Genomic DNA, 21,308 nt, shown 5'->3' with positions numbered 1-21,308 from the left:
CTCAGATCTCGATGCGCGTGAGATCCTCGCCGAGCACGACCGGCCCCGCATAATCCTGCCTGACATCCGCAAGCAGCGCTTTCAGCATGGCATCGTCGGCGCGCGGCCGGTGATGAGTCAGCGCGAGCTTTTTGACGCCGGCCTTGGCCGCAACCTTGCCGACGGTGTCGCCGCAGGCGATCGTGAATTTCGCAAGGCGGCGGAGGTGCTCGTTGTTGATCTCCGGCGTTGCGAGAAAACAGCACTGGACAAGCAAATCGGCGCCCTCGGCCAGCCGCTCGAGACCGGGGCAGGGGACCGTGTCGCCGGAGATCGCGATGACCTTCCCCTCCGCCTCGAAGCGGTAGCCGAGACACATCCAGCGCGCCAGGAACGCCGGCGACATGTCGAGGCCGTCGCCGTGCGAGACGAGCTCGGCGCTGATCTTCCAGCGGGCGGTGTCGAGCACGGGTCCGGGAATGATGTCCGTCGCCACGACCGGTTTCCAGCCGCCGAAGGTCGGCTCGCCCTGATCGCGCCAGGCGATGTCCTTGTCGTAGACCTGCGTGACCAGCGTGTTGACAAGCCGTTCGGTGTCCGGCGGTCCATAGATGCGCAGATCGTCCTTGCGACCATGCATCCATGAATTCAGCATCACATCGTAGAGATCGCCGATGTGGTCGAAATGGTGATGGGTGAGGAAGACCGTGTTGATGGAGCCGAGCGGAACGCCGGCCTTGCTGAGCTGCACCACGACGCCGCGGCCGGCGTCGAACAGGATGTTCTCGTCGCCGAGCCTGATCAGGGTGGTCGTCGCCATGCGGCGCGGGTCCGGCCGCGGGCCGCCGGTGCCGAGCAGTATGACCTCCATGGAGCCTTCTCCAGCGTGAAGAGTCTCCACAGTAGATTCGGAGGCGGCAGCGAGGCAAGCCGCATCAGGCCCGGAGCATGCAGCGGGGGACTTAGGGGATGCTGGCCGCGGTGGCGGCGACGGCTGGCCGGAGGCTTGACCGGTCCGGTCCTGCCTTCGTTAGGCGATGCGCCAGATCCTGCGCGTGCCGTTCGACCAGATGCCAGGTCGCGCGCGCGACGAGATAGCTCAGCACGGCAGTGACGACGTAGGCAATGAGCAGCGAGACCAGTCCATCGGCGAGCGGCCAGAGCTGATGCAGGCCGTAGATCACCGCGAAGTGCGACAGGTACATCGAATAGGAATTGCGGCCGAGCGCCTCGAGCGGCTGGAAGCGGATGGCAAGCTTGATGCAACCTGTAACCAGCGCGCCGAGCACGAGGTTGATCATGAGATAGTTGAATTCGTGCGAGCCGGTGACGCGGTCGGCGGCGAAGGACAGCGCAATGAAGACCGCGTAGATCGCAGCGTCCGACTTGGCAAATCTGTCGCGCAGCGCGAAGAACAGCGCGCATCCCACCAGGAAGACCGGAAGCTGGTTCAGGAAGCTGATGTGCAGCGTGGTCCAAACGAATGCCTCGTGACCGGGGCCGTAATAGGCGGAGAACAGCGCGAAAGCCCACGGCTTGAACAGGCAGACATTGACGAGATGCAGCACGATCGCCAGCGCGAGATAGAGATGGCGGCGCGAACCGAACGCGGTGATCAGAAGCGGGAAGACGAGATAGAAGGTCATCTCGGCCGCGATCGACCAGTCGCCGGGCACGACGCTGTTGACGCTGTCCGGCCAGAAGCCGTGCAGGAACGTCGCGGTGAGGATCACTTGAGCTGGCCCGATGCCGCCAGGCGCATTGGCGCTCGGGCCGGTGCCGTTGATGACGAGGTAGATCGGGATCGCGAGCCAGAACAGCGGCGCGATGCGCAGGAAGCGGCGGATGTAGAACTTGCGCGTCGGACTGGTTTCGACACGCTGCGTCCACATCAGGCACATCGTCATGGCGCTGACGAAGTAGAAGACGTTGACGCCGGTCCAGCCGCACATGAAGGCGTAATCGACGGCGTGGATATTTGATGGAAACGACTGCGAGACGTGGATGGCCATCACGCCGGCGATGGCCAGGCCGCGCAGGACATCGAGCGTGTGCGAGCGGCCGAACGGCGCTATGCCTTGCTCGATTCGACCGGCAGCCAACCGGGCCTGCCCCTGCATCACGCCTGCTCCGTGGTTTCGTATTGTGCAGGCGGGACAATAGAGGCGCAGGTGGGCTTTCCGAAGCCGAAGGCTGTCTTTACGTTAACCGCCGGTTGAGTCCAAAGCTGAATGTGTGGGGTCGCCGGCCCCGGGGCCGGCGTAAGGCCTCCCAGGGGCCATCCTGCGGTACGATGCGCGGAATGAGAATTGTGGGCCAATTCATACTTAATCCCTGGAGACCATGAGCAATATTGTTTGCGCGTCGCAACGCGCCTAATATTCCAGCAAGCAATTTCGGGGGCTCGAACAAGTCGTGAATGTCCGTTCACATGACAGCGCATTGCGCGGTGACTTGAATTTCCAGGTCGGGTCCCAGGCACACAGGACATCCAAGACAGTGGTTGATCCCGCACTTAAGGAATTGCGTCCCGCCGGCCGCGAGCGGCTGATCGTCGTCGAGGACGATTCGGTGACGCGGACCATGCTGGTCGGCTATTTCAGCGAGAACAATTTCGACGTGGTCGGCGCCAGCTCCTGCGCGGAGTGCCGCCAGGCGTTGCGCGCCCGAACCGATCTCATTTTCCTCGATGTGCAACTGCCCGATGGTGACGGCTTCGAGCTCGCCAAGGAGATCCAGGCGACCAGCAACGCGGGCATCATCTTCGTGACGCGCCGCGACACCGACGTCGATCGCATCCTCGGCCTCGAGATCGCCGGCGACCACTACGTCACCAAGCCGATCAATCTGCGCGACCTGCTGGCGCGCGCACGCAGCGTGCTGCGGCGGCGCTCGCTCGACCGCAAGGCGGCGCGCAACCACAATTCGATCGCCTTCGGCGACTGGATCATCGACCTCACCCGGCGTGAATTGCTCGGCAGCGACGGCAAGCCGGTGGCGCTGACGCGCGCCGAATTCGACCTGCTCGCGGCGCTGGTCGGTGCCGACGGACGGCCGCTCAGCCGCGACTATCTGATCGAGGTCGTCAGCAACCGCCAGGCCGAGGTCGACATCCGCACGGTCGATGCGCTGGTGGCGCGGCTGCGCCGCAAGCTCGTCGGCAGCGGCACGCCCGTGATCGCGACCGTCACCGGCGTCGGCTACAAGCTCGCGCTCAGCGAGCGGCTCTAGGGCACTTGTCGTCAGCGCGATGCGACGCGCTTCCATCGCGCTGCGATGCGAGCCTTGATCTGGCTGACCCTGGCCTCGTGCGCGGCCCAATAGGCGCGGCTGGCGGCCGCGGTGCCTTGACGATAGCGGGCATAGACGGCTTTGGGTTGCGCAGCCATCTTCGGGCGGCTCGCCGGATTTGCCGGAGCTGCCGTAGGTGCTGCGGGAGTGGGCCGGGGCGCCGGATTCGGAGCGGCCGCAACCTCGGTCTCAAGAGCCTTCGAATTCATGGCGGCAAGACGGTTGCGGGCCCGATTGCAATAGACCTGCGACCGCGCGGTCATATCTTCTTCGCCATGGCCTGCCCGATACTTCATGAGGGCCCGGCAGAGATCCCCGCCGGCGAGGCGCCAGGCCCGGCTGAGATAAAGCACCCCGTAATGGATGTTGATGTCGGGTTCGGTGAGTTCCGCATCGCTGCCCCGGAAGCCCAGCATCGCCGCCGTCTCGGGCCGCACCTGCATCAGGCCGATCTCGCCGACGCTGCCGATGACGGCCGAATTGTAGCCGCTTTCGACGAACACGACCGCTTCGGCGACATCGGCCGGTAAATTGGTGTTTGCGGTTTCTCGCTCGATGATCTTCCGGATCATGGCCCGGGATGACGGCGTTTCGCCGGCGCCGAGCTCCGTCCTGCCGGTGGAGATCGCCGACGTCGCGTGCGGCCCGTCCATCTCGGCGTCTCCGGCGTGCGCGCAGATCGGGGCCGACAACAGCAGGACGACCGCCAGGTGTCTCCACGTCGCGCCGAGATTGAAGCCTGCCCGATCCCACAGCATCGGTCCGTCATAGAGCTCCGGAGTTAATAAACCGGCCTCCGCTGCGGCAACTAGCGCGCGCGGGCGCTCTGATCGGTGGACGTCGCTTGCGCAGGTTCAGCCAGCCGGTCGTCGATCGCATAGAGCGTGCAGGTCGGCGACCATTTCATGCAGGCCGCCAGTGACTCGCGCCGGGCGTCGTCGGCCGTGATGTGCCCCGAGCGCCAGCCGTAGCCGCCATTCGGCGACACCGCGAACGCCTTGTGCGGCAGCATGCTGGCGAGATAGCGCGCGAACTCGGCCCGCGCGGCCTCATTGAGCTGGCGCGGCGGCGGCAGCGGATCGGGCGGGCTCAGGATGTCGCGGCTGACGAGGCCGCGCTCGCGCAGGAAAGCGTCGACATAGGGCGTCCATTGCGCACGGCTCGCCACCGCATAGATGTAGTGGCCGTCGTCACCGAACGGCGGCGCCGCAATGAATTTTGCATTGCCGCCACTGGTGCGAAATCCGTCATGGAGGCGGCGCGCGAGGTCGGGGCCGAAATAGGAATCGTTGGTCGCATAGACCCACAGCGTCGGTACGCGCGAGGTCTTGCCGAAGGTGGCGAAGGCCTGCACCAGCCCATCGGGATTGCAGACGTCGTCGTCGTCGCGCGAGCCGCGGCCGCCGGCGAAGTTGATCGCGGCGACGAGACCGGACGGCGCCTGCGCAGAGAGCGCGATCGTGGCGAGCCCGCCGGCGGAATGGCCGGCCGCGATCATGCCCGTCGTTGTGACGTCAGGGCGGCGCGCCATCGCATCGATCGCGGCCCGTAAGTCGGCAACCGCGACCGCGACTGCGGGCAGATAAGCGGCTTTCGCGCAGCCGCCGACGCTGTCGACGCGTCCGCCGGGCGAGCTGCCGTAGCCGCGCCGCATCACGATCAGCGCGGCAAAGCCGCGCCGGGCATATTCCAGCGCAATGCCGTAATATTTGTGCGCGGACATCGTCGCGCGGTCGTCGAAGCTGCGCGGCGAGCCGTGGCTGAGCAGCGCCAGCGGATAGCGCTTCGTCCCGGCCGGGCGGACCAGGAAGGCCTCGAGCCCCTGCGGCCCGGCCTCCGCCATGGGGATGCGGAGATCCTCGGTGTAGAACTCCGCGGCCACCGCAGACGACGGCCCGTCCGCCGGGATCAGCCAGGCGATCAGCAGAGGGAGCAGCTTGCGCAGGACAGCCATGAGGCGATTCGAACAGCCGGAAGGCCTCGACCATAGCACGATCCCGCAATTTGCATTGCGGTGCCTACGTGCACGACGCGCGGCGCTAGCGCCCGGTGGATGCGCCAGAGGTGTCCGTGGTGTCGCTACGGAGCTCCCGCTCGAACCGGCGCCTCACCTTGGCGAGGTCATGATCCACGGCTGCGTTGCGCAGCATCGGGTTGCGTTCGACGCCGGTTTGCTCGACGTATCCGGGAGACGATAGCACCAAGGAACTGGCGAGCAGCAGGGCCGTTGCGAGAATGGTCATGTCCCCATTCATGGACCCAAATGCGGCCATTTGTTGCCGGCGTCGGCCGATGGCTTTTGAGTTGGCGTGTGCAAGCCCAATGCTATGGTGCGGCAGGGCCTCAATTTGACAACGACGAGGATAGTTCAGTGGCTGATGTTCATCCCGCGGCGGGCAAGCAGGCTTCGCCGGACGCGCTCACCAATATTCCGCGGCTGGTGACGGCCTATTTTGCCGGCAAGCCCGATGTCACAGATCCCGCGCAGCGCGTAGCGTTCGGCACCTCCGGCCATCGCGGCACCTCGTTCAAGAACACTTTCAACGAGGGCCACATCCTCGCGACCACGCAGGCGATCTGCGACTACAGGCGGGAAAAGGGGCTGACCGGACCGCTGTTCATCGGCATCGACACTCACGCGCTGGCCGAGCCGGCACTGGTCAGCGCCGTCGAGGTGTTCGCCGCCAACGGCATCGACATCATGATCGATAAGGACGGCGGCTACACGCCGACGCCGGTCATCTCTCACGCGATCCTCACCTACAACAAGGGCCGTACCAGCGGTCTCGCCGACGGCGTCGTCATCACGCCCTCGCACAATCCGCCGGAGGATGGCGGCTACAAATACAATCCGCCGCATGGCGGCCCGGCCGACACCGATGTGACTGGTGTCGTCGAGAAGCGCGCCAATGCCTATCTCGCCGACGGCCTCAAGGGCGTGAAGCGCATCGACTATGCCAAGGCGCTGAAGTCTTCGAACGTCCATGCCTATGACTTCGTCACGCCCTACGTCGCCGATCTCGGCAATGTCGTCGATCTCGACCTCGTCAAATCCGCCGGCATCAAGATCGGCATCGATCCGCTCGGCGGCGCCGCCGTGCATTACTGGCATCCGATCATCGAGCGCTACGGCCTGAAGGCCACCGTGGTGAACGAGGCGATCGACCCGACCTTCCGTTTCATGACGGTGGACTGGGATGGCAAGATCCGCATGGACTGCTCATCGCCTTATGCGATGGCGAGCCTGATAGGGATGCGCGACCGCTTCGACGTCGCCTTTGCCAACGACACCGACGCCGATCGCCACGGCATCGTGACGCGCACCGGCGGCCTGATGAATCCGAACCATTATCTGGCGACCGCGATCTCCTATCTGTTCGCGCACCGCCCGAACTGGAGCCGGGATGCCGCGATCGGCAAGACCGTGGTGTCGAGCTCGATCATCGACCGCGTCGCCAAGAAGCTCGGCCGCAAGCTGGTCGAGACGCCGGTCGGCTTCAAATGGTTCGTCGACGGCCTCCTCACCGGCGGCTTCGGCTTCGGCGGCGAGGAGAGTGCAGGGGCCTCGTTCCTGCGCCGCGATGGCGGGGTGTGGACCACCGACAAGGACGGCGTCATCCTTGGCCTGCTCGCAGCGGAGATCATGGCCAAGACCGGCCGCGATCCCAGCCAGCTCTTCAATGATCTCACCGCCGAGTTCGGCGTTCCGCATTACGCGCGTATCGACGTCGCCGCGACCGGGCCGCAGAAGAATATCTTGAAGTCCGTCACGCCCGAGCAGCTCGGCCTGAAGGATCTCGCCGGCGACCCCGTCCGCTCAACGCTGAGCAAGGCGCCCGGCAACGGCCAGCCGTTTGGCGGCATCAAGGTCGAGACTGACTACGGCTGGTTCGCCGCGCGGCCGTCAGGGACCGAGGATGTCTACAAGATCTACGCCGAGAGTTTCCGCAGTACCGAGCACCTGACGCGGATTCAGGAAGAGGCCAAGGCAGGCCTGGCCAAGGTATTCGGGGCTTAAGGGTCCGAACGCTTACGGCTCTCGCTGCTGCCCGCAGGGATACCTCTGCCGCTCAGAAGCGGACCGCTTGCCGCATCCACCGCTGTCATCACCCGCGAAAGCGGGTGATCCAGTACGCCGCGGCTCCAGTTGTGTGAGTCTCATGCCCGCTGCGGAGTACTGGATTCCCCGCTTTCGCGGGGAATGACCCGCCACCTTGGTGTGTATACATCAAAATACATAAAGGTATTATAGTACAGCTAAATTGCCACTTGAACCTTTCTTTGCCTCCGCTATTGTATACATAACGTATTCACAAGCCGTGGGAGTGAGACAATGACAAAGCCCTTCCCGATGAACGCCTGGTACGCCGCGGCCTGGGACGCGGACGTGAAAGCTGCGCTGATGCCGCGGACGATCTGCGGCAAGCATGTCGTGATGTATCGCAAGGCCGACGGTTCGGTCGCCGCGCTGGAGGATGCCTGCTGGCACCGCCTGGTGCCGCTGTCCAAGGGCCGGCTCGAAGGCGACACCGTCGTCTGCGGCTACCACGGCCTGAAATACAATGCACAGGGACGCTGCACCTTCATGCCCTCGCAGGAGACCATCAATCCGTCGGCCTGCGTCCGCGCCTATCCCGTGGTCGAGCGCCACCGCTACATCTGGCTCTGGATGGGCGATCCCGCGCTGGCCGATCCCGCGCTCGTCCCCGACATGCACTGGAATCACGATCCGGCCTGGGCCGGCGACGGCAAGACCATCCACGTCAAATGCGACTATCGCCTCGTGCTCGACAATCTCATGGATCTCACCCACGAGACCTTCGTGCACGGCTCCTCCATCGGCAACGAGGCGGTGGCGGAGGCGCCGTTCGACGTCACCCATGGTGAGAAGACGGTCACGGTGACGCGCTGGATGCGGAACATCGAGCCGCCGCCGTTCTGGGCGAAACAACTCGGCAAGTCCGGTCCCGTCGATCGCTGGCAGATCATCCGTTTCGAGGCTCCCTGCACCATCGCGATCGACGTCGGCGTGGCGCCCACAGGCACCGGCGCGCCGGAAGGCGACCGCTCGCAGGGCGTCAACGGCTTCGTGCTCAACACCATCACGCCGGAGACCGAGAAGACCTGCCATTATTTCTGGGCCTTCGTGCGCAACTATCAGCTCGGTGAGCAGCGCATCACCTCCGAGATCCGCGAGGGCGTTTCCGGCATCTTCCACGAGGACGAGCTGATCCTCGAGGCGCAGCAGCGCGCCATGGACGAGAACCCCGATCGCATCTTCTATAACCTCAACATCGACGCCGGCGCGATGTGGACGCGCAAGCTGATCGACAGGATGGTGGCCAAGGAAAACGGGCCGCAGCACCTTCAGGCGGCGGAGTAGATCATGGCCGAACGTGAGGTCGACCGCTCCGTCTCGCAGACCGTCAAGGCGCAGCTTGCGCTGCGCGACCAGATCCTGTCCGGCTCCCTACGTCCGGGCGAGCGCATCTCCGAGCTCCAGGCGGTAGAGACCACCGGGGCCTCGCGCACCCCCGTGCGCATGGCGCTGGTGCGACTGGAGGAGGAAGGCCTGCTGGAGGCGATCCCGTCCGGCGGCTTCATGGTGAAGGCGTTTTCGGAGCGCGACATCTCCGATTCCATCGAGCTGCGCGGCACGCTGGAAGGGCTCGCTGCGCGCTTCGCCGCCGAGCGCGGCGTCTCCGCGCGCGAGCTGGAGCCGCTCAAGGAGTGCCTTGCCGCGATCGACGAACTGCTGCGGCAGGTGCCGATCTCGATCGAAGCGTTCTCGTCCTATGTCACGCTGAACGCGCGCTTTCACGCCCTGCTCACGGAATTGTCGCGCAGCCCACCCTTGATCCGCCAGATCGACCGCGCCTCGGCGCTGCCGTTCGCATCCCCAAGCGGCTTCGTGATGGCGCAATCGGCGCTGCCCGAGGCGCAGCAGATCCTGATCATCGGGCAGGAGCACCACCGTGTCGTGATCGACGCCATCGAGAACCGCGAAGGCGCGCGTGCCGAAGCCGTCATGCGCGAGCATGCGCGGCTGGCGGTGCGCAATCTGCGCCTCGCGCTGCGCAACCGCACCCATCTCGACCTCTTGCCGGCGCTCGCACTGATCAAGACCACAACCGATTGAGGGCAATCATCATGCGCTTCATCGAAACCTGGATTCCGGCAACGCTCGTTTCGACGCGCGATCTTGCCCCCGGCATCCGCGAATTCCTGATCCGGCCGGATCAGTTCGACGCCGCCGCCTATCCGGTCGGCAGCCACATCAATGTCAGCGTGACCATCGACGGCCTGCCGGAGACGCGGTCCTATTCGCTGGTCGGCGAAGCCATCTCGACCGGCTTCAAGATCGCGGTGCGCCGTGCCGATGATTCCCGCGGCGGCTCGCGCTACATGTGGCAGCTCGCGCCGGGCGCGCGGCTCGACATCACGCAGCCCGCTTCGCTGCTTGCGGTGGACTGGTCCCGTGAAAATTATTGCCTGATCGCCGGCGGCATCGGCATCACGCCGATCCTCGGCGCCGCGCAGGCGCTGGCGCGGCGCGGGGCTGACGTCACGCTGCATTATGCGGTGCGCTCGCGCGGCGAGGCTGCCTATCTCGACGATCTCGCCGGAATTCTCGGCGATCGCCTGGTCGTTCATGCCAGCGATGAAGGCAAACGGCTCGACCTCGATGCGGTGTTCGCGTCATTGCCGCAAGGCACGCTGTCGCTGTTCTGCGGCCCGATGCGCATGCTCGATGCCGCACGCCACGCCTGGATCGGCGCGGGCCATCCGCTGCCCGATCTCCGCTACGAGACCTTCGGCTCCAGCGGCACGCTGCCGACCGAGACGTTTCGCGTGCGCCTGAAGGGCTCCGATGTCGAGCTCGAAATCCCGCGCGAGCGCTCGATGCTGGACGTGCTCAACGCCAGCGGTCACGACGTGATGTACGACTGCAAGCGCGGCGAATGCGGCCTGTGCGCCATCGACGTGGTCGAGGTCGACGGCGAGATCGACCATCGCGACGTCTTCTTCAGCGACCATCAGAAGCAAAGCAACCAGAAGATCTGCGCCTGCGTCTCCCGCGCGCGGGGCACGATCACGGTGGATACGTTGCTGCGGGCGGATGCGATCTGAGGGAATGGCTTAGGGAAGTCGGGCGGCAGGCTCCCCAACCTCTCCCGCTTGCGGGGGAGGGGGCTCACCTCCCTCATTGCCTGCACTCAGGATCTACCGCAAACTACGCCGCAAACGTCGCCCGAAGCTTCTTCCTGTCCAGCAGCGCCAGCACGCCATCCACCGACACCGGCCGGCTGATCAGATAGCCCTGGACCTCGTCGCAACTGATCTGCCTGAGATAGTCGAGCTGGTCGGCAGTCTCGACGCCTTCTGCGACGACGGCGATGCGCAGGTCGCGCGCGAGCGAGATCACCGACTTGACGATGGCGGCACAGTCCGGCTGCACCAGCATGTCGCGGATGAAGGACTGGTCGATCTTGATGCGGCTGAACGGCAACTTGCGCAAATAGGTGAGGGACGAGAAACCCGTCCCGAAATCGTCCAGCGCGACCGTGACGCCGAGCTGCAGCAGCGCGTTCAGAACCGGCTCGGCCGAGCCGTATTTCGACAGCAGCATCGATTCCGTGATCTCGATCTCGAGCCGGTGCGGCGCGATCTTCGCGTCCGCCAGCGCCTGCACGATGATCTGGAGGATGCCGGCGTTATGAAACTGCGCGGCCGAGAAGTTGACGGCGACCCTGATCTCGTCCGGCCACTCGGCAACCGTCGCGCAGGCGCGGCGGACGACCCATTCGCCGATCTCGTGGATCAGCCCGGTCTCTTCCGCAATCGGGATGAATTCGCTCGGCGGCACCAGTCCGCGCTCAGGATGTTGCCAGCGCAGCAGCGCCTCGAAACCGGTGATCCGGCTTTGGTCGAGATCGAGGAACGGCTGGAACACGAGCAACAGCTCGTCTCGCGCGATCGCGCCCTCGAGGTCGGATTGCAGCGCCTTGCGATCGCGTGACACCCTGTCGTCGCTGGCGTCAAAGAAGCGGATCGTGCCAGGTCCCACCTTCTTGGCGCGGTAGAGTGCGGCATCGGCATTCTTCATGACGTCAAGCGGTGTAGTGCCGTCGCGCGGCGCCAGCACGATGCCGACGCTGGTCGCGCCCCCGATCTGGCGGCCCTCGATGCGGAACGGTTCAGTGAAGGCCGCGACGAAGCGTTCGGCGATTTCGAGGGCATCCTCGGGACGCGCCAGATTGGCCATCACCAGCGCGAACTCGTCGCCGCCGATGCGCGCGACATGCTCGGCGGCGCGCGTGCAGCGTCGCAGGCGGCTTGCGACCTGGACCAGGAATTCGTCGCCGGCGGGATGGCCGAACTTGTCGTTGACCTCCTTGAAGCGATCGAGATCGAGCAGCAGCACCGCAAACTCCTCGCCGGACAATGCCAGTCGCTTGAGCGCGGCCTCGAGCGTCTCGTTGAAGGCGACGCGGTTGGGCAGGTGGGTCAGAGGATCCAGCCGCACCGTGCGCTCCGCCTCGATCTGCCGCATCACGCGCCGCGCGAACGAGAAGGAATTGACGAACACGCCGCGGATCAGCACGCTGCCATAGACCACGACGAGGAAGGCGATCAGCAGAAAGGCCAGATCGCCGTTCCTGCCGAGGCAGATCGCGATCCCGACGAAGATCGGGGCGGTGAAGGCGATCGCTGCGATCGGGATGGTGGCGAAGGCGAGCGCGCCGCCGGCCAGCATGCCCGAGCACAGGCAGGTGATGACGAGCTGGCCGCCGGTCGAAGCATTGTCGAAGAAGGCGACGGGGACGATGCCCCAGGCGGTGCCGAGGACGAAGGCGTTGCGCACCAGCCGGTGCATGGCGCGGCGCGAGACGAATTGCGGCTTGGTGATGCGGCGGGCCGCGCGGGATTGCAGGCCGAATGCGATCGCTGCGCTGGCGACGGCGGCGGCCCAGATGAGGGCGGCTATCCTGTCCGGCGATTGCCAAAGCGCAATGGCGAGCACGATGGCGTTGCAGGCATTGGCGAGCATGATGCCGACTGAATAGCCGAGCACCATCGACATCTGCTCGGCGCGGATATGGCCGGCCACGGCTTCGTCGGTTGCGGGACCGCCAAAGGCCGATAAATCGCCCGCGAACAGCCGCGCGACATAGCTGGTCGTTTGAGTCCGCATTTCAGAGCCTAGCAGGACGGGCCGTTGGTCGGCTCCTTCAGGGAAATTCGCCGCAAACCTTTGACGAACTATGAATTATCCCTGACTGCGGCGCTCGCCGCGACCACTTCTGCGTGTTCGTGACGTGATATCGATAACAAATCGATACAAATGCAGACTTCGGATTACGGCTGTAATGAGAGCAGGGGCTCCCCACTAGCTCGCCGTCATGCCCCGGCTTGACCGGGGCATCCAGTACGCCGCGGCCTATCGAGGAATCCCAACCGTTTCTGGAATACTCGATCGCCCGGTCAAGCCGGGCGATGACACCTGTGTGGAGAGACGTCGTCACCGCCCCAGCTGCTTCGGATCGTAGTAGAACCGCTCTTCGATGAGCTGGTCGCCGCGCCAGGTTTGCCACGCGATCTCGTCCAGCGTCCGTGAGACACCCTCTGCGTTGGTGAAGCTGAACGTCCAGCGCGTCGCCACATGGTCGCCGTCGATCAGGCTCGGTCCGATGCGGACGGCCCTGACCTCTTTCGAGGCCGCCAGCACGGCACGCTCCTTGGCGACGAGCTTGTCACGGCCGATCGTCGGGGCGCCGTTGTTCTCATAGGTCGCGGCGTCGGGCGTGCAGAACTGCTCGATTGCGCCGATGAAATCCCCGGCCTCCAACCGCTGCGCAAAAGCTTCGATGACGTCACGGCTCGGCATGGCAAACCTCGCGATTAAAACCGACTGATAGTCGGTAAATACCGACCGAGGGTCAAAAAGTCAACTGGCCGCCCCTGCCGAATTCGACTAGACGAGACTCATGGCGAAACAGGCGGAGCGGCGGGCGGCGACATCGGAAGCGATCTTGTCGGCGGCGCGCCGCCTGTTCGGGACGCAAGGCTTTGCCGCTACCACCATGGACGAGATCGCGGAAGCAGCCCACGTCGCCAAGGGCGCGGTCTATCATCACTTCAAGACCAAGGAGGCGGTGTTCGAAGCCGTGTTCGACCAGGTCTCGCGCGACCTCGTCGTCGAGATCGATGGCACGGCTCGCGCCGAGAAGGACGTGCTCGCAGCGATGGTCGCCGGCACGCAGCATTATTTCGCGGCGACCGCCAAGGGCCCGACCGGCCAGATCATCCTGCGCGACGGCCCGGCCGTGCTCGGCTGGGAGCGCTGGCGCGAGATCGACGCGCAGCATTTTGGCGGCAAGCTGCCGCGCGCGATTGCGGCGGCGATGGAGGCTGGCCTGATCGCAAAGCAACCGGTCGAGCCGCTGGCGCGGCTATTGCTCGGCGCGGTGACGGAGGCCGCGGTCGCCTGCGCCGGACGCGCTGATATCGCAAGGGCAGGCGCGGAATATGCCCGTGCGTTCAAGTCGCTGGTCGAGGCGCTGCGCCTGCGGGAATGATTGTGCTAAGCCACGCAGACGGAAACGCCCCAACCAACAAGAAGACTGACAAGACATGACCCTAAACTCCTCCCTCGCGCCGTCCGATCCCGAATTCGACTACATCATCGTCGGCGCCGGCTCCGCCGGCTGCGTGCTCGCCGACAGGCTCTCGGCGAACGGCAAGCACAGCGTGCTGCTGCTCGAGGCCGGCCCGAAGGATTCCAACATCTGGATCCACGTGCCGCTCGGCTACGGCAAGCTGTTCAAGGAGAAGTCTGTCAACTGGATGTACCAGACCGAGCCGGAGCCCGAGCTGAAGGGACGCCAGGTGTTCCAGCCGCGCGGTAAGACGCTGGGCGGATCGAGCTCGATCAACGGCCTGCTCTACGTCCGCGGTCAGCACGAAGACTACGACCGCTGGCGCCAGCTCGGCAACACCGGCTGGGGCTACGACGACGTGCTGCCCTATTTCAAGAAGGCCGAAAATCAGTCGCGGGGGGCCGACCAATATCATGGCAGCGGCGGGCCCCTGCCTGTCTCCAACATGGTCGTGACCGATCCACTGTCAAAGGCCTTCATCGACGCCGGGGTCGAGACCGGTCTGCCCTACAATCCTGATTTCAACGGCGCCACGCAGGAAGGCGTCGGCCTGTTCCAGACCACGACGCGCAACGGCCGGCGCGCCTCGACTTCGGTGGCCTATCTCGGCCCGGCAAGGACCCGCAGCAATCTCAAGGTGGAAACCTCCGCGCTCGGCCAGCGCGTGCTGTTCGAGGGCCGCCGCGCCGTCGGCGTCGAATATCGGCAAGGCGCAGCTCTGCGCCGGGCCCGCGCGCGAAGAGAGATCGTGCTGTCGAGCGGCGCCTACAACTCGCCGCAACTGCTGCAGCTCTCCGGCGTCGGCCCTGGCGATCTCCTGCGCAAGCACGGCATTGATGTCGTGCTGGACGCGCCGGGCGTCGGTCACGACCTCCAGGACCACATGCAGGTCCGCATCGTGATGCGCTGCTCGCAGAAGATCACGCTCAACGACACCGTCAATCATCCGCTCCGGCGCACCATGGCCGGCGCGCGCTATGCGCTGTTTCGCAAGGGGTGGCTGACGATTGCGGCAGGCACGGCGGGCGCGTTCTTCAAGACCAGCCCGCGGCTGGCCTCGCCCGACATCCAGGTGCACTTCCTGCCGTTCTCGACCGACAAGATGGGCGAGAAGCTGCACGATTTCTCCGGCTTCACCGCCTCTGTGTGCCAGCTCCGTCCTGAAAGCCGCGGGACCTTGCGCATCCGAAGCCCCGATCCGACGGTGCCGCCGGAGATCCGCATCAACTACATGTCGACCGAGACCGACCGCACCACCAACGTCGAAGGTCTGAAGATCCTGCGCAAGATCTTGAATGCGCCGGCGCTGAAGCCATTCGTGGTCAATGAGTACGATCCCGGGGCGAAGGTATCCACGGACGCCGAGCTGCTGGAATATTGCCGCGAGCGCGGCAGCACCATCTACCATCCGACCTCGACCTGTCGTATGGGCAATGATGCGCTCGCGGTGGTCGACCAGCGGCTGAAGGTGAGGGGGCTCGAAGGCCTTCGCGTCGTCGACGGCTCGGTCATGCCGGACCTCGTCTCGGGGAACACCAACGCGCCGATCATCATGATCGCCGAAAAGGCCTCCGACATGATATTGGAGGATGCGCGATAAATTCGCGTCTTGAGAGGGTTTGGACTTGGCTACTCGATTTCGGATCGGCACACGCAAGAGCACAATGGCGCTGGCACAGACGGAAGAGATCGCGCGCCGCCTGACCGCCGCCGTGCCCGGTCTCGACGTCGAGATCGTCAAGTTCGACACCACGGGCGATCTCGATCAGACCAGCAAGCTGCTGCCCCATGGCGGCAAGGGCGGCGCCTTTGTGGCGCAGATCCGCGCCGCCGTGCTGTCGGGCGAATTGCAGGCGGCGATGCACTCGCTGAAGGACATGCCGGGCAATGAGGACACGCCCGGCCTCGTCATCGGCGCCACGCTGTCCCGCGATCCGCCGAGCGACGCGCTGGTGCTGCGCGACGGCGTGACGCTGGAGGCGCTGCGCCAGTCCCGCGGCAAGGGTTTCAAAATCGGCACCAATGCGGTCCGTCGCGCCGCTTACGCGCGACGCCTGTTTCCGGATGTAGACGTGATCCACTTCCGCGGCGCCGCCGACACGCGCGTGCGAAAGCTCGACAATGGCGAGAAGCAGCGCCTGCCGGATGGCGGCACGGTGGGACCGGCCGATGCGCTGATCATGGCGCGTTCGGGGCTCGACCGTGTCGGCCTCGCCGGCCGCATCGCCTATGAGTTCACCGCGGCCGAGATGCTGCCCGCGGCGGGGCAGGGCATCGTTGCGGTCGAATGCGCCGCGCAGGACTGGCAAACGCGGCAGATCCTGTCGTCGATCGACGATCCCGCCGCGCACGCCAGCGCGGACGCCGAGCGCGAGGTGCTGTGGGTGCTGAACGGCCACTGCAATTCGCCGGTGGCGGGCTTCTCGACCATCACGGGCGATCAGATGTCGCTCACCGCATCCGTGCTCGATCTTTCCGGCAACATCATTATCGAGGCTTCGCGCGCAGGCCCCGCCAATCGCCCGCGCGAGCTCGGCCGTGCCGTGGGTCTGGATCTGCTGACGAAGGGGGCCGCCGAGATCATCGAGCGCAGCCGGCCGCGCTAGGCTGCCGCGATCACGAGATCATGCGGCCGTGCGCCTGTTTTGCCCGACGTGTCAAACGCGGCTGGTGAGTCGGATCTTGCCGGCCCAGCTTTTTCAATGACTTGTCTACTGTGCATGGGGTTGTTTTCGCGTTTTTTGTTTCCGCCCCGTTGGGGGCGGGCGAACTAGCCCCGCACGCGCTTGATCATCCGCTCGACATGGGCGATCGGCGTTTCCGGCTGGATGCCGTGCCCGAGGTTGAAGATCAGCCGTCCTTGGGCAAAATTGGCCAGCGTGTTGTCGACCGCGCGGTCGAGCGCGGCGCCGCCCGTGATCAGCACCAGCGGATCGAGATTGCCCTGCACGGCGACCTTGCTTTGCACGCGTTCGCGAATGAAACCGGGCTCCGCGGTCCAGTCGATGCTGACCGCATTGACGCCGGTCGCCTCGACATAGCCCGGCAATTGCGCACCGGCGCCGCGGGGGAAGCCGATGATCTTCGCATCCGGCACCTTGGCCCGCACGCCCTCGACGATGCGGCGCGTCGGCTCGACCGACCAGCGCGCGAACTCGGCCGACGGCAGCACGCCGGCCCAGGTGTCGAAGATCTGCAAGGCATTGGCGCCGGCGGCGAGCTGCGCCAGCAGATATTGAATCGAGTTCTCGACCAGCACGTCGATGATTTCAGCGAACGCCTCCGGATGCCGGTAGGCCATCATCCGCGCCGGCGCCTGGTCGGGCGTGCCCTGGCCCGCGACCATGTAGGTCGCGACAGTCCACGGCGCGCCGCAGAAGCCGATCAGCGCGACCTTTTGATCGAGCGTGCCGCGCACGATCCTGAGCGCCTCGAACACCGGCTCGAGCTTGCCAAAGTCGGCGCGCGCGGCAAGCGTTGCGACCTTCGCAGGATCATCCAGCGGATCCAGCCGCGGGCCCTCGCCGACCTCGAACCGCACCGAGCGTCCGAGCGCGTAGGGGATCACGAGAATGTCCGAGAAGATGATCGCCGCATCGAAGCCGAACCTGCGGATCGGTTGCAGCGTCACCTCGGCCGCAAGCTCCGGGTTGAAGCACAGGTCGAGGAAGCCGCCGGCCTTGGCGCGGACCTCGCGATATTCCGGCAGATAGCGGCCGGCCTGCCGCATCATCCACATGGGCGGGATGCTCTGGCGCTGGCCGGAGAGCACGTCGATGAAAGGTTTCGTCGCAGATTGGGGCACGAATGGTCCTGAGCAAGGTTATGGCCTCTGATACACCGCTCCGGCCCTCAGCGGAACAGGGGAACCAGCGCAAGAGGGCCGCGTTGATCCAGCCGATGGAGGAGATCATGGCTGAGAGATTCAATCCCGCCCCGCACGACAAGCACGCCGTCGATCCGCACGAGGCGCTCGCCGCTGATCGGCAATCCAAGCTCGACGCCGGGCTAAAGGACACGTTCCCAGCGTCTGATCCCGTAAGCGCCACCCAGCCAACACCCACGAAGGCTGATGCGGAAGCCGACAGCCCCTCGCTCTGGGACAAGGTCAAGGCGATATTCAGCTAAGGGCAGGCGAGGCCCGATTCCGATCGGCTTGCTAATACCTTGTTAGCGATGTGCTGATCGCGGTGTCCGTAGGACTACTGGAAACCGGGGAGATGGCCGCGTATTCCAGTAGTGATTTCAGAGTTCAATAATAGAAGCAGCAGAGTTTCCGACGATCGGAGAATTCTGCCGCATGAGCCTTGCGACCCAAAGAGCCGGATGGAGCCGCCTGCCGCTGCGCGCGGCGGCGTTCGTCGTGCTGACCTGCGCGACCATCCTCGGCGTCAGTGGCTGGCGCGAATGGGCTGCGCGCGACGCGGTGCTCAGGGGTGCCGAGACCGAGATGGCGAACGTCGCCCGCTCGCTGACCCAGCATGCCGAGGACAGCCTCGATCTGCTGGATTCCGGCGTCGTCGGCGTCGTCAGCCGGCTCGAGATGGACGGCACTGCACCGGCCACGATCGCCAAACTGCGCACCCTGCTGGAAGTACGCAAAAAGGCCATCGAGCGCGTTCACAGCCTCGCCATCATCGACGACCAAGGCAACTGGCTGACCGCGCCCGGCACGATCGGCTCAACGCTCAGCGACGATGCGTTTTTCCGTTATCATCAGCTCTCCCCGAAACGAGAGCCCTATGTCGGCCGTCCCGTAAAGAGCCTCCTGGACGGCGAATGGGTCGTCACCCTGTCGCGCCGCTTCAACAAGCCCGACGGCAGCTTCGGCGGGGTAGTGCTCGCGACCATCAGCTCAAAATATCTTTCGCATTTCTACGAGCAGTTCGAGATCGGCCGCAACAGCTCGGTGTCGCTCACGCATGGCGATGGCCTGATCATCGCTCGCAACCCCAGCAACGAGACATTTGTCGGACGCAGCGTTTCCGACAAGCCGTTATTCCGCGACGCGAGCCTGCAACGGCCGAGCGGGGCCTATTATTTCAAGTCTCCCCTGGACGGCGCCGAGCGCGTCAGCTTCTTCAAGCGCAGCGGCCGTTTCCCGCTCCTTCTGCTTGCCACAGTCGACAAGGACGAGTTGCTCGCGCCCTGGCGCGCCGCGGCAATCTCCCGCATGCTCTACGTCACCGCGCTAGTGATGCTGATTGCGGTCATCGGCGCCGTGCTGGTGCGGCAGTTGCAGCGGGGCCAGCGCATGGCCGCGGCCCTGGTCGAGAAAGAGGCGCATTTCCGCCTGCTCGCCGAAGGCTCCAGCGACATGGTGACCCGCATCGGGCTCGACGAGCGGCTGCGCTATGTCTCGCCCTCGTCCGCGCGCGTCGTCGGCTGGCGCGCCAATCAATTGATCGGCACGCCGGCGCTGGCGGGCATCAATCCGGAGGATCTGCCGGAGGTCCAGGCGATCGTCGACGCCATGAAGCGTGGCGAGCGGGAGGAGGCGCGTCTCACCTACCGCAACTCGCACCGGCAGAACGGTGAAGTCTGGCTGGAATCGACCATGCGGGTGACGCGCAAGGACAATGGCCGCGTCGACGGCGTGGTCGCGATCTCCCGCGACATCACCGAGCACAAGAAGCTGGAAACCAGGCTCGAGACGCTTGCGATCGAGGATAGCCTCACCGGCCTTGCCAATCGCCGCCGCTTCGACGAGCGGCTGAAAGAGGAATGGGCGCGCGCCTATCGCGACCGCTCGAGCCTTGCTTTGCTGATGATCGATGTGGATCACTTCAAGGCCTATAACGACGAATACGGCCATCCCGCGGGCGATGCCTGCCTGCGTCTGGTCGCAAAGATCATCGCGGCCGAGACGCAACGCGCGGGCGATCTGGCGGCGCGCTATGGCGGCGAGGAATTCGCCATGCTGCTGCCCAACACCGATGCCGTCGGCTGCGCCCTTTTCGGCGAACGGATCCGCAGTGCCATCCACGAAGCCGGCCTCGTTCATGCCACCAATCCGGAGTCCGGATGTGTCACCGCCTCGGTCGGCGGTGCGACCTGTCGGCCGGCGCTGGAGCGCACGGCGGGCGTGGCCTCGCTGGTTGAGGCCGCCGACCGGGCGCTCTACGCCGCCAAGGATGCAGGCCGCGACCGCCTGGTGATGTCCGGCGAGCTCATGAACCTGCTGCCCAAGGCCTCCGGCCAGTAAGATGGCTCAATAATGCGGCGGGGGCTCGTTGGTGGGCCCGGGCGCATTGGCCTCGGCCTCCTGCAGCCGCTCGCCGAGCTCTGCGATCTTCCGGGTCAGCAGATCGATCTGCTTCCACTGCGCGGTGATGGTCTGGTTCAACGTCTCGATCGTGTCGTCCTGGTAGGCGAGGCGCGTTTCAAGCGTGTCGATGCGCTCGCTCAGCGTCTTGATCTCATTCGTCACGCGTCGCATCCTTGTTTCGTTCGCGCAAACCGGATTCTTGCAAGCGCGATTCTTGCAGACCATGGCCGAGCGCGACGCGCTCGTCGAACACGAAGCACTCCCCACGCCAGCGGCTCTGCGCCTCCGGCACCTCTTCCAGATATTTGAGAATGCCGCCCTTGAGGTGATAGACCTCGGTAAAGCCGCGCGCGAGCAGGTGCGCGCTCGCCTTTTCGCAGCGGATGCCGCCGGTGCAGAACATCGCGATCCTGCGGTGCTTTGCTGGATCAAGCTCGACGGCGGCAAAATCCTTGAACTGGCCAAAGCTCCTGATGCCGGGATCGACGGCGCCTTCGAACGTTCCCATCGCCACCTCGAAGGCGTTGCGGGTGTCGAGCAGCAGCATGTCGGGCGCGGAGATCAGCGCGTTCCATTCGCTCGCATCGACATAGGTGCCGACCTGGCGGGTCGGATCGGCAGCCGTATCGCCAAGCGTGACGATCTCCTTCTTCAGCCGCACTTTGAGCCGCCCGAACGGCATCGCTTCGGCGGCCGAGAATTTCAATTCGAGATTGTGCAGCCTGCCGCCGAACATGTCGCCGTTCGCCAGCTCATGGGCAAGAGCGTCGATCGCCGCCGGCGCACCGGCGAGCGTGCCGTTGATGCCCTCCTGCGCCAGCAGCACGCTGCCCTTCAGCTCAATACCGGCGCAGAACGCGCGCAGCGGCTCGCGCAGCTCGCGGTAATCCGGGAGGGTGGTGAATTGGTAGAAGGCGGCGACCTTGATCGAATTCGGATCAGACATGGCGGTTCGTTTAGCAGGCGCGTGCGGCCCGGAAAACCCGCATGGCCGCCGGCCTCGAAAGGTCTATTCGCCCAGCGGATGGCAGCCATTTCCCTGGTATGCCAGCATTGCCGAAAGCTGCCGGAATGTGTCATGTAACCCCGGTTTTTCCGAGATGGCGCGC

General features: G+C 65.2%; 20 protein-coding genes. 10 read left to right on the top strand and 10 right to left on the bottom strand.

Annotated features, from left to right (window positions below; translation table 11 throughout):
• Position 1: 1 nt before the first annotated feature.
• Both BM190_RS31865 and BM190_RS31860 read right to left on the bottom strand, forming a co-directional pair.
• The gene (locus BM190_RS31865; protein WP_092261603.1) at positions 2-850 is read right to left on the bottom strand and encodes an MBL fold metallo-hydrolase; all 849 of its coding nucleotides are present in this window, start codon (positions 848-850) and stop codon (positions 2-4) included.
• Between the two features lie 91 nt (positions 851-941).
• Positions 942-2,099, bottom strand: a complete 1,158-nt coding sequence (locus BM190_RS31860; RefSeq protein WP_092261628.1) for an acyltransferase family protein — start codon at positions 2,097-2,099, stop codon at positions 942-944.
• Positions 2,100-2,394: 295 nt separating this feature from the next.
• Between BM190_RS31860 and BM190_RS31855 the strand changes: the two genes are divergently transcribed.
• On the top strand, positions 2,395-3,210 hold the full coding sequence (locus BM190_RS31855) for a response regulator transcription factor (RefSeq protein WP_092261602.1): 816 nt from the start codon (positions 2,395-2,397) through the stop codon (positions 3,208-3,210).
• An 11-nt stretch (positions 3,211-3,221) separates the two neighbouring features.
• On the opposite strand, the gene BM190_RS31850 is transcribed toward BM190_RS31855, so the two are convergent.
• The 3 genes from BM190_RS31850 to BM190_RS31840 form a co-directional block, all read right to left on the bottom strand.
• Complete coding sequence (locus BM190_RS31850; protein ID WP_177237415.1) at positions 3,222-4,028, bottom strand: lytic transglycosylase domain-containing protein; 807 nt, start codon at positions 4,026-4,028, stop codon at positions 3,222-3,224.
• A gap of 50 nt (positions 4,029-4,078) precedes the next feature.
• A complete protein-coding gene (locus BM190_RS31845; RefSeq protein ID WP_092261601.1) occupies positions 4,079-5,224 on the bottom strand; it encodes an alpha/beta hydrolase family protein in 1,146 nt (381 codons plus the stop codon).
• Positions 5,225-5,309: 85 nt separating this feature from the next.
• Positions 5,310-5,513, bottom strand: a complete 204-nt coding sequence (locus BM190_RS31840; protein ID WP_143109112.1) for a hypothetical protein — start codon at positions 5,511-5,513, stop codon at positions 5,310-5,312.
• 128 nt (positions 5,514-5,641) lie between these two features.
• Between BM190_RS31840 and pgm the strand changes: the two genes are divergently transcribed.
• The 4 genes from pgm to BM190_RS31820 all read left to right on the top strand — a co-directional run bounded on the left by pgm (position 5,642) and on the right by BM190_RS31820 (position 10,401).
• Positions 5,642-7,288 carry a phosphoglucomutase (alpha-D-glucose-1,6-bisphosphate-dependent) gene (gene pgm / locus BM190_RS31835; protein WP_092261600.1) on the top strand — a complete coding sequence of 549 codons (1,647 nt, stop codon included), beginning with the start codon at positions 5,642-5,644 and terminating at the stop codon, positions 7,286-7,288.
• A 315-nt stretch (positions 7,289-7,603) separates the two neighbouring features.
• On the top strand, positions 7,604-8,653 hold the full coding sequence (locus BM190_RS31830; RefSeq protein WP_092261599.1) for an aromatic ring-hydroxylating dioxygenase subunit alpha: 1,050 nt from the start codon (positions 7,604-7,606) through the stop codon (positions 8,651-8,653).
• Between the two features lie 3 nt (positions 8,654-8,656).
• Positions 8,657-9,409 (top strand): GntR family transcriptional regulator, encoded by a 753-nt coding sequence (locus tag BM190_RS31825; RefSeq protein ID WP_092261598.1) that lies wholly within the window; start codon positions 8,657-8,659, stop codon positions 9,407-9,409.
• A gap of 11 nt (positions 9,410-9,420) precedes the next feature.
• The gene (locus BM190_RS31820; RefSeq protein WP_018323222.1) at positions 9,421-10,401 is read left to right on the top strand and encodes a PDR/VanB family oxidoreductase; all 981 of its coding nucleotides are present in this window, start codon (positions 9,421-9,423) and stop codon (positions 10,399-10,401) included.
• 103 nt (positions 10,402-10,504) lie between these two features.
• On the opposite strand, the gene BM190_RS31815 is transcribed toward BM190_RS31820, so the two are convergent.
• The gene (locus tag BM190_RS31815; RefSeq protein WP_092261597.1) at positions 10,505-12,466 is read right to left on the bottom strand and encodes a putative bifunctional diguanylate cyclase/phosphodiesterase; all 1,962 of its coding nucleotides are present in this window, start codon (positions 12,464-12,466) and stop codon (positions 10,505-10,507) included.
• 327 nt (positions 12,467-12,793) lie between these two features.
• Positions 12,794-13,159, bottom strand: a complete 366-nt coding sequence (locus tag BM190_RS31810; protein ID WP_092261596.1) for a nuclear transport factor 2 family protein — start codon at positions 13,157-13,159, stop codon at positions 12,794-12,796.
• Between the two features lie 100 nt (positions 13,160-13,259).
• Between BM190_RS31810 and BM190_RS31805 the strand changes: the two genes are divergently transcribed.
• The 3 genes from BM190_RS31805 to hemC are packed head-to-tail and all read left to right on the top strand — an operon-like array spanning position 13,260 to position 16,537.
• Positions 13,260-13,850 (top strand): TetR/AcrR family transcriptional regulator, encoded by a 591-nt coding sequence (locus tag BM190_RS31805; protein ID WP_092261595.1) that lies wholly within the window; start codon positions 13,260-13,262, stop codon positions 13,848-13,850.
• Between the two features lie 55 nt (positions 13,851-13,905).
• Complete coding sequence (locus BM190_RS31800) at positions 13,906-15,531, top strand: GMC family oxidoreductase (protein ID WP_092261594.1); 1,626 nt, start codon at positions 13,906-13,908, stop codon at positions 15,529-15,531.
• Between the two features lie 25 nt (positions 15,532-15,556).
• Positions 15,557-16,537: a hydroxymethylbilane synthase gene (gene hemC / locus BM190_RS31795; protein WP_092261593.1), complete on the top strand. Its 981-nt coding sequence runs from the start codon at positions 15,557-15,559 to the stop codon at positions 16,535-16,537.
• A 164-nt stretch (positions 16,538-16,701) separates the two neighbouring features.
• On the opposite strand, the gene hemE is transcribed toward hemC, so the two are convergent.
• Positions 16,702-17,736: a uroporphyrinogen decarboxylase gene (hemE, locus tag BM190_RS31790; RefSeq protein WP_092261592.1), complete on the bottom strand. Its 1,035-nt coding sequence runs from the start codon at positions 17,734-17,736 to the stop codon at positions 16,702-16,704.
• A gap of 107 nt (positions 17,737-17,843) precedes the next feature.
• On the opposite strand from hemE, the gene BM190_RS31785 reads away from it, so the two are divergent.
• Entirely contained in the window at positions 17,844-18,059 is a 216-nt protein-coding gene (locus BM190_RS31785; protein WP_177237414.1) for a hypothetical protein, read from the top strand.
• A 172-nt stretch (positions 18,060-18,231) separates the two neighbouring features.
• Positions 18,232-20,136, top strand: coding sequence for a sensor domain-containing diguanylate cyclase (locus BM190_RS31780; protein ID WP_092261591.1), 1,905 nt, complete (start codon positions 18,232-18,234; stop codon positions 20,134-20,136).
• A gap of 6 nt (positions 20,137-20,142) precedes the next feature.
• Here the strand turns inward: BM190_RS31780 and BM190_RS31775 are convergent, their stop codons facing one another.
• Together BM190_RS31775 and trhO are read right to left on the bottom strand one after the other, a co-directional pair.
• Positions 20,143-20,361, bottom strand: a complete 219-nt coding sequence (locus BM190_RS31775; protein ID WP_092261590.1) for a SlyX family protein — start codon at positions 20,359-20,361, stop codon at positions 20,143-20,145.
• The gene (trhO, locus tag BM190_RS31770; RefSeq protein ID WP_092261589.1) at positions 20,351-21,145 is read right to left on the bottom strand and encodes an oxygen-dependent tRNA uridine(34) hydroxylase TrhO; all 795 of its coding nucleotides are present in this window, start codon (positions 21,143-21,145) and stop codon (positions 20,351-20,353) included. The genes BM190_RS31775 and trhO overlap by 11 nt, the downstream gene beginning before the upstream one ends.
• Positions 21,146-21,308: the final 163 nt, after the last annotated feature.

It is taken from the genome of Bradyrhizobium sp. Rc3b (assembly GCF_900114915.1).
Taxonomy (GTDB): domain Bacteria; phylum Pseudomonadota; class Alphaproteobacteria; order Rhizobiales; family Xanthobacteraceae; genus Bradyrhizobium.
The sequence above is the reverse complement of the archived record's forward strand: the minus strand, read 5'-3'. Positions and strand labels throughout refer to the sequence as shown.

Bases quoted from the DNA above. Each gene is read 5' to 3' on its own strand.
- BM190_RS31865 (WP_092261603.1), bottom strand. From the start codon at position 850: ATGGAGGTCATACTGCTCGGCACCGGCGGCCCGCGGCCGGACCCGCGC.
- BM190_RS31860 (WP_092261628.1), bottom strand. From the start codon at position 2,099: ATGCAGGGGCAGGCCCGGTTGGCTGCCGGTCGAATCGAGCAAGGCATA.
- BM190_RS31850 (WP_177237415.1), bottom strand. From the start codon at position 4,028: ATGCTGTGGGATCGGGCAGGCTTCAATCTCGGCGCGACGTGGAGACAC.
- BM190_RS31845 (WP_092261601.1), bottom strand. From the start codon at position 5,224: ATGGCTGTCCTGCGCAAGCTGCTCCCTCTGCTGATCGCCTGGCTGATC.
- BM190_RS31840 (WP_143109112.1), bottom strand. From the start codon at position 5,513: ATGACCATTCTCGCAACGGCCCTGCTGCTCGCCAGTTCCTTGGTGCTA.
- BM190_RS31830 (WP_092261599.1), top strand. From the start codon at position 7,604: ATGACAAAGCCCTTCCCGATGAACGCCTGGTACGCCGCGGCCTGGGAC.
- BM190_RS31825 (WP_092261598.1), top strand. From the start codon at position 8,657: ATGGCCGAACGTGAGGTCGACCGCTCCGTCTCGCAGACCGTCAAGGCG.
- BM190_RS31820 (WP_018323222.1), top strand. From the start codon at position 9,421: ATGCGCTTCATCGAAACCTGGATTCCGGCAACGCTCGTTTCGACGCGC.
- BM190_RS31815 (WP_092261597.1), bottom strand. From the start codon at position 12,466: ATGCGGACTCAAACGACCAGCTATGTCGCGCGGCTGTTCGCGGGCGAT.
- BM190_RS31810 (WP_092261596.1), bottom strand. From the start codon at position 13,159: ATGCCGAGCCGTGACGTCATCGAAGCTTTTGCGCAGCGGTTGGAGGCC.
- BM190_RS31805 (WP_092261595.1), top strand. From the start codon at position 13,260: ATGGCGAAACAGGCGGAGCGGCGGGCGGCGACATCGGAAGCGATCTTG.
- BM190_RS31800 (WP_092261594.1), top strand. From the start codon at position 13,906: ATGACCCTAAACTCCTCCCTCGCGCCGTCCGATCCCGAATTCGACTAC.
- BM190_RS31785 (WP_177237414.1), top strand. From the start codon at position 17,844: ATGGCTGAGAGATTCAATCCCGCCCCGCACGACAAGCACGCCGTCGAT.
- BM190_RS31780 (WP_092261591.1), top strand. From the start codon at position 18,232: ATGAGCCTTGCGACCCAAAGAGCCGGATGGAGCCGCCTGCCGCTGCGC.
- trhO (WP_092261589.1), bottom strand. From the start codon at position 21,145: ATGTCTGATCCGAATTCGATCAAGGTCGCCGCCTTCTACCAATTCACC.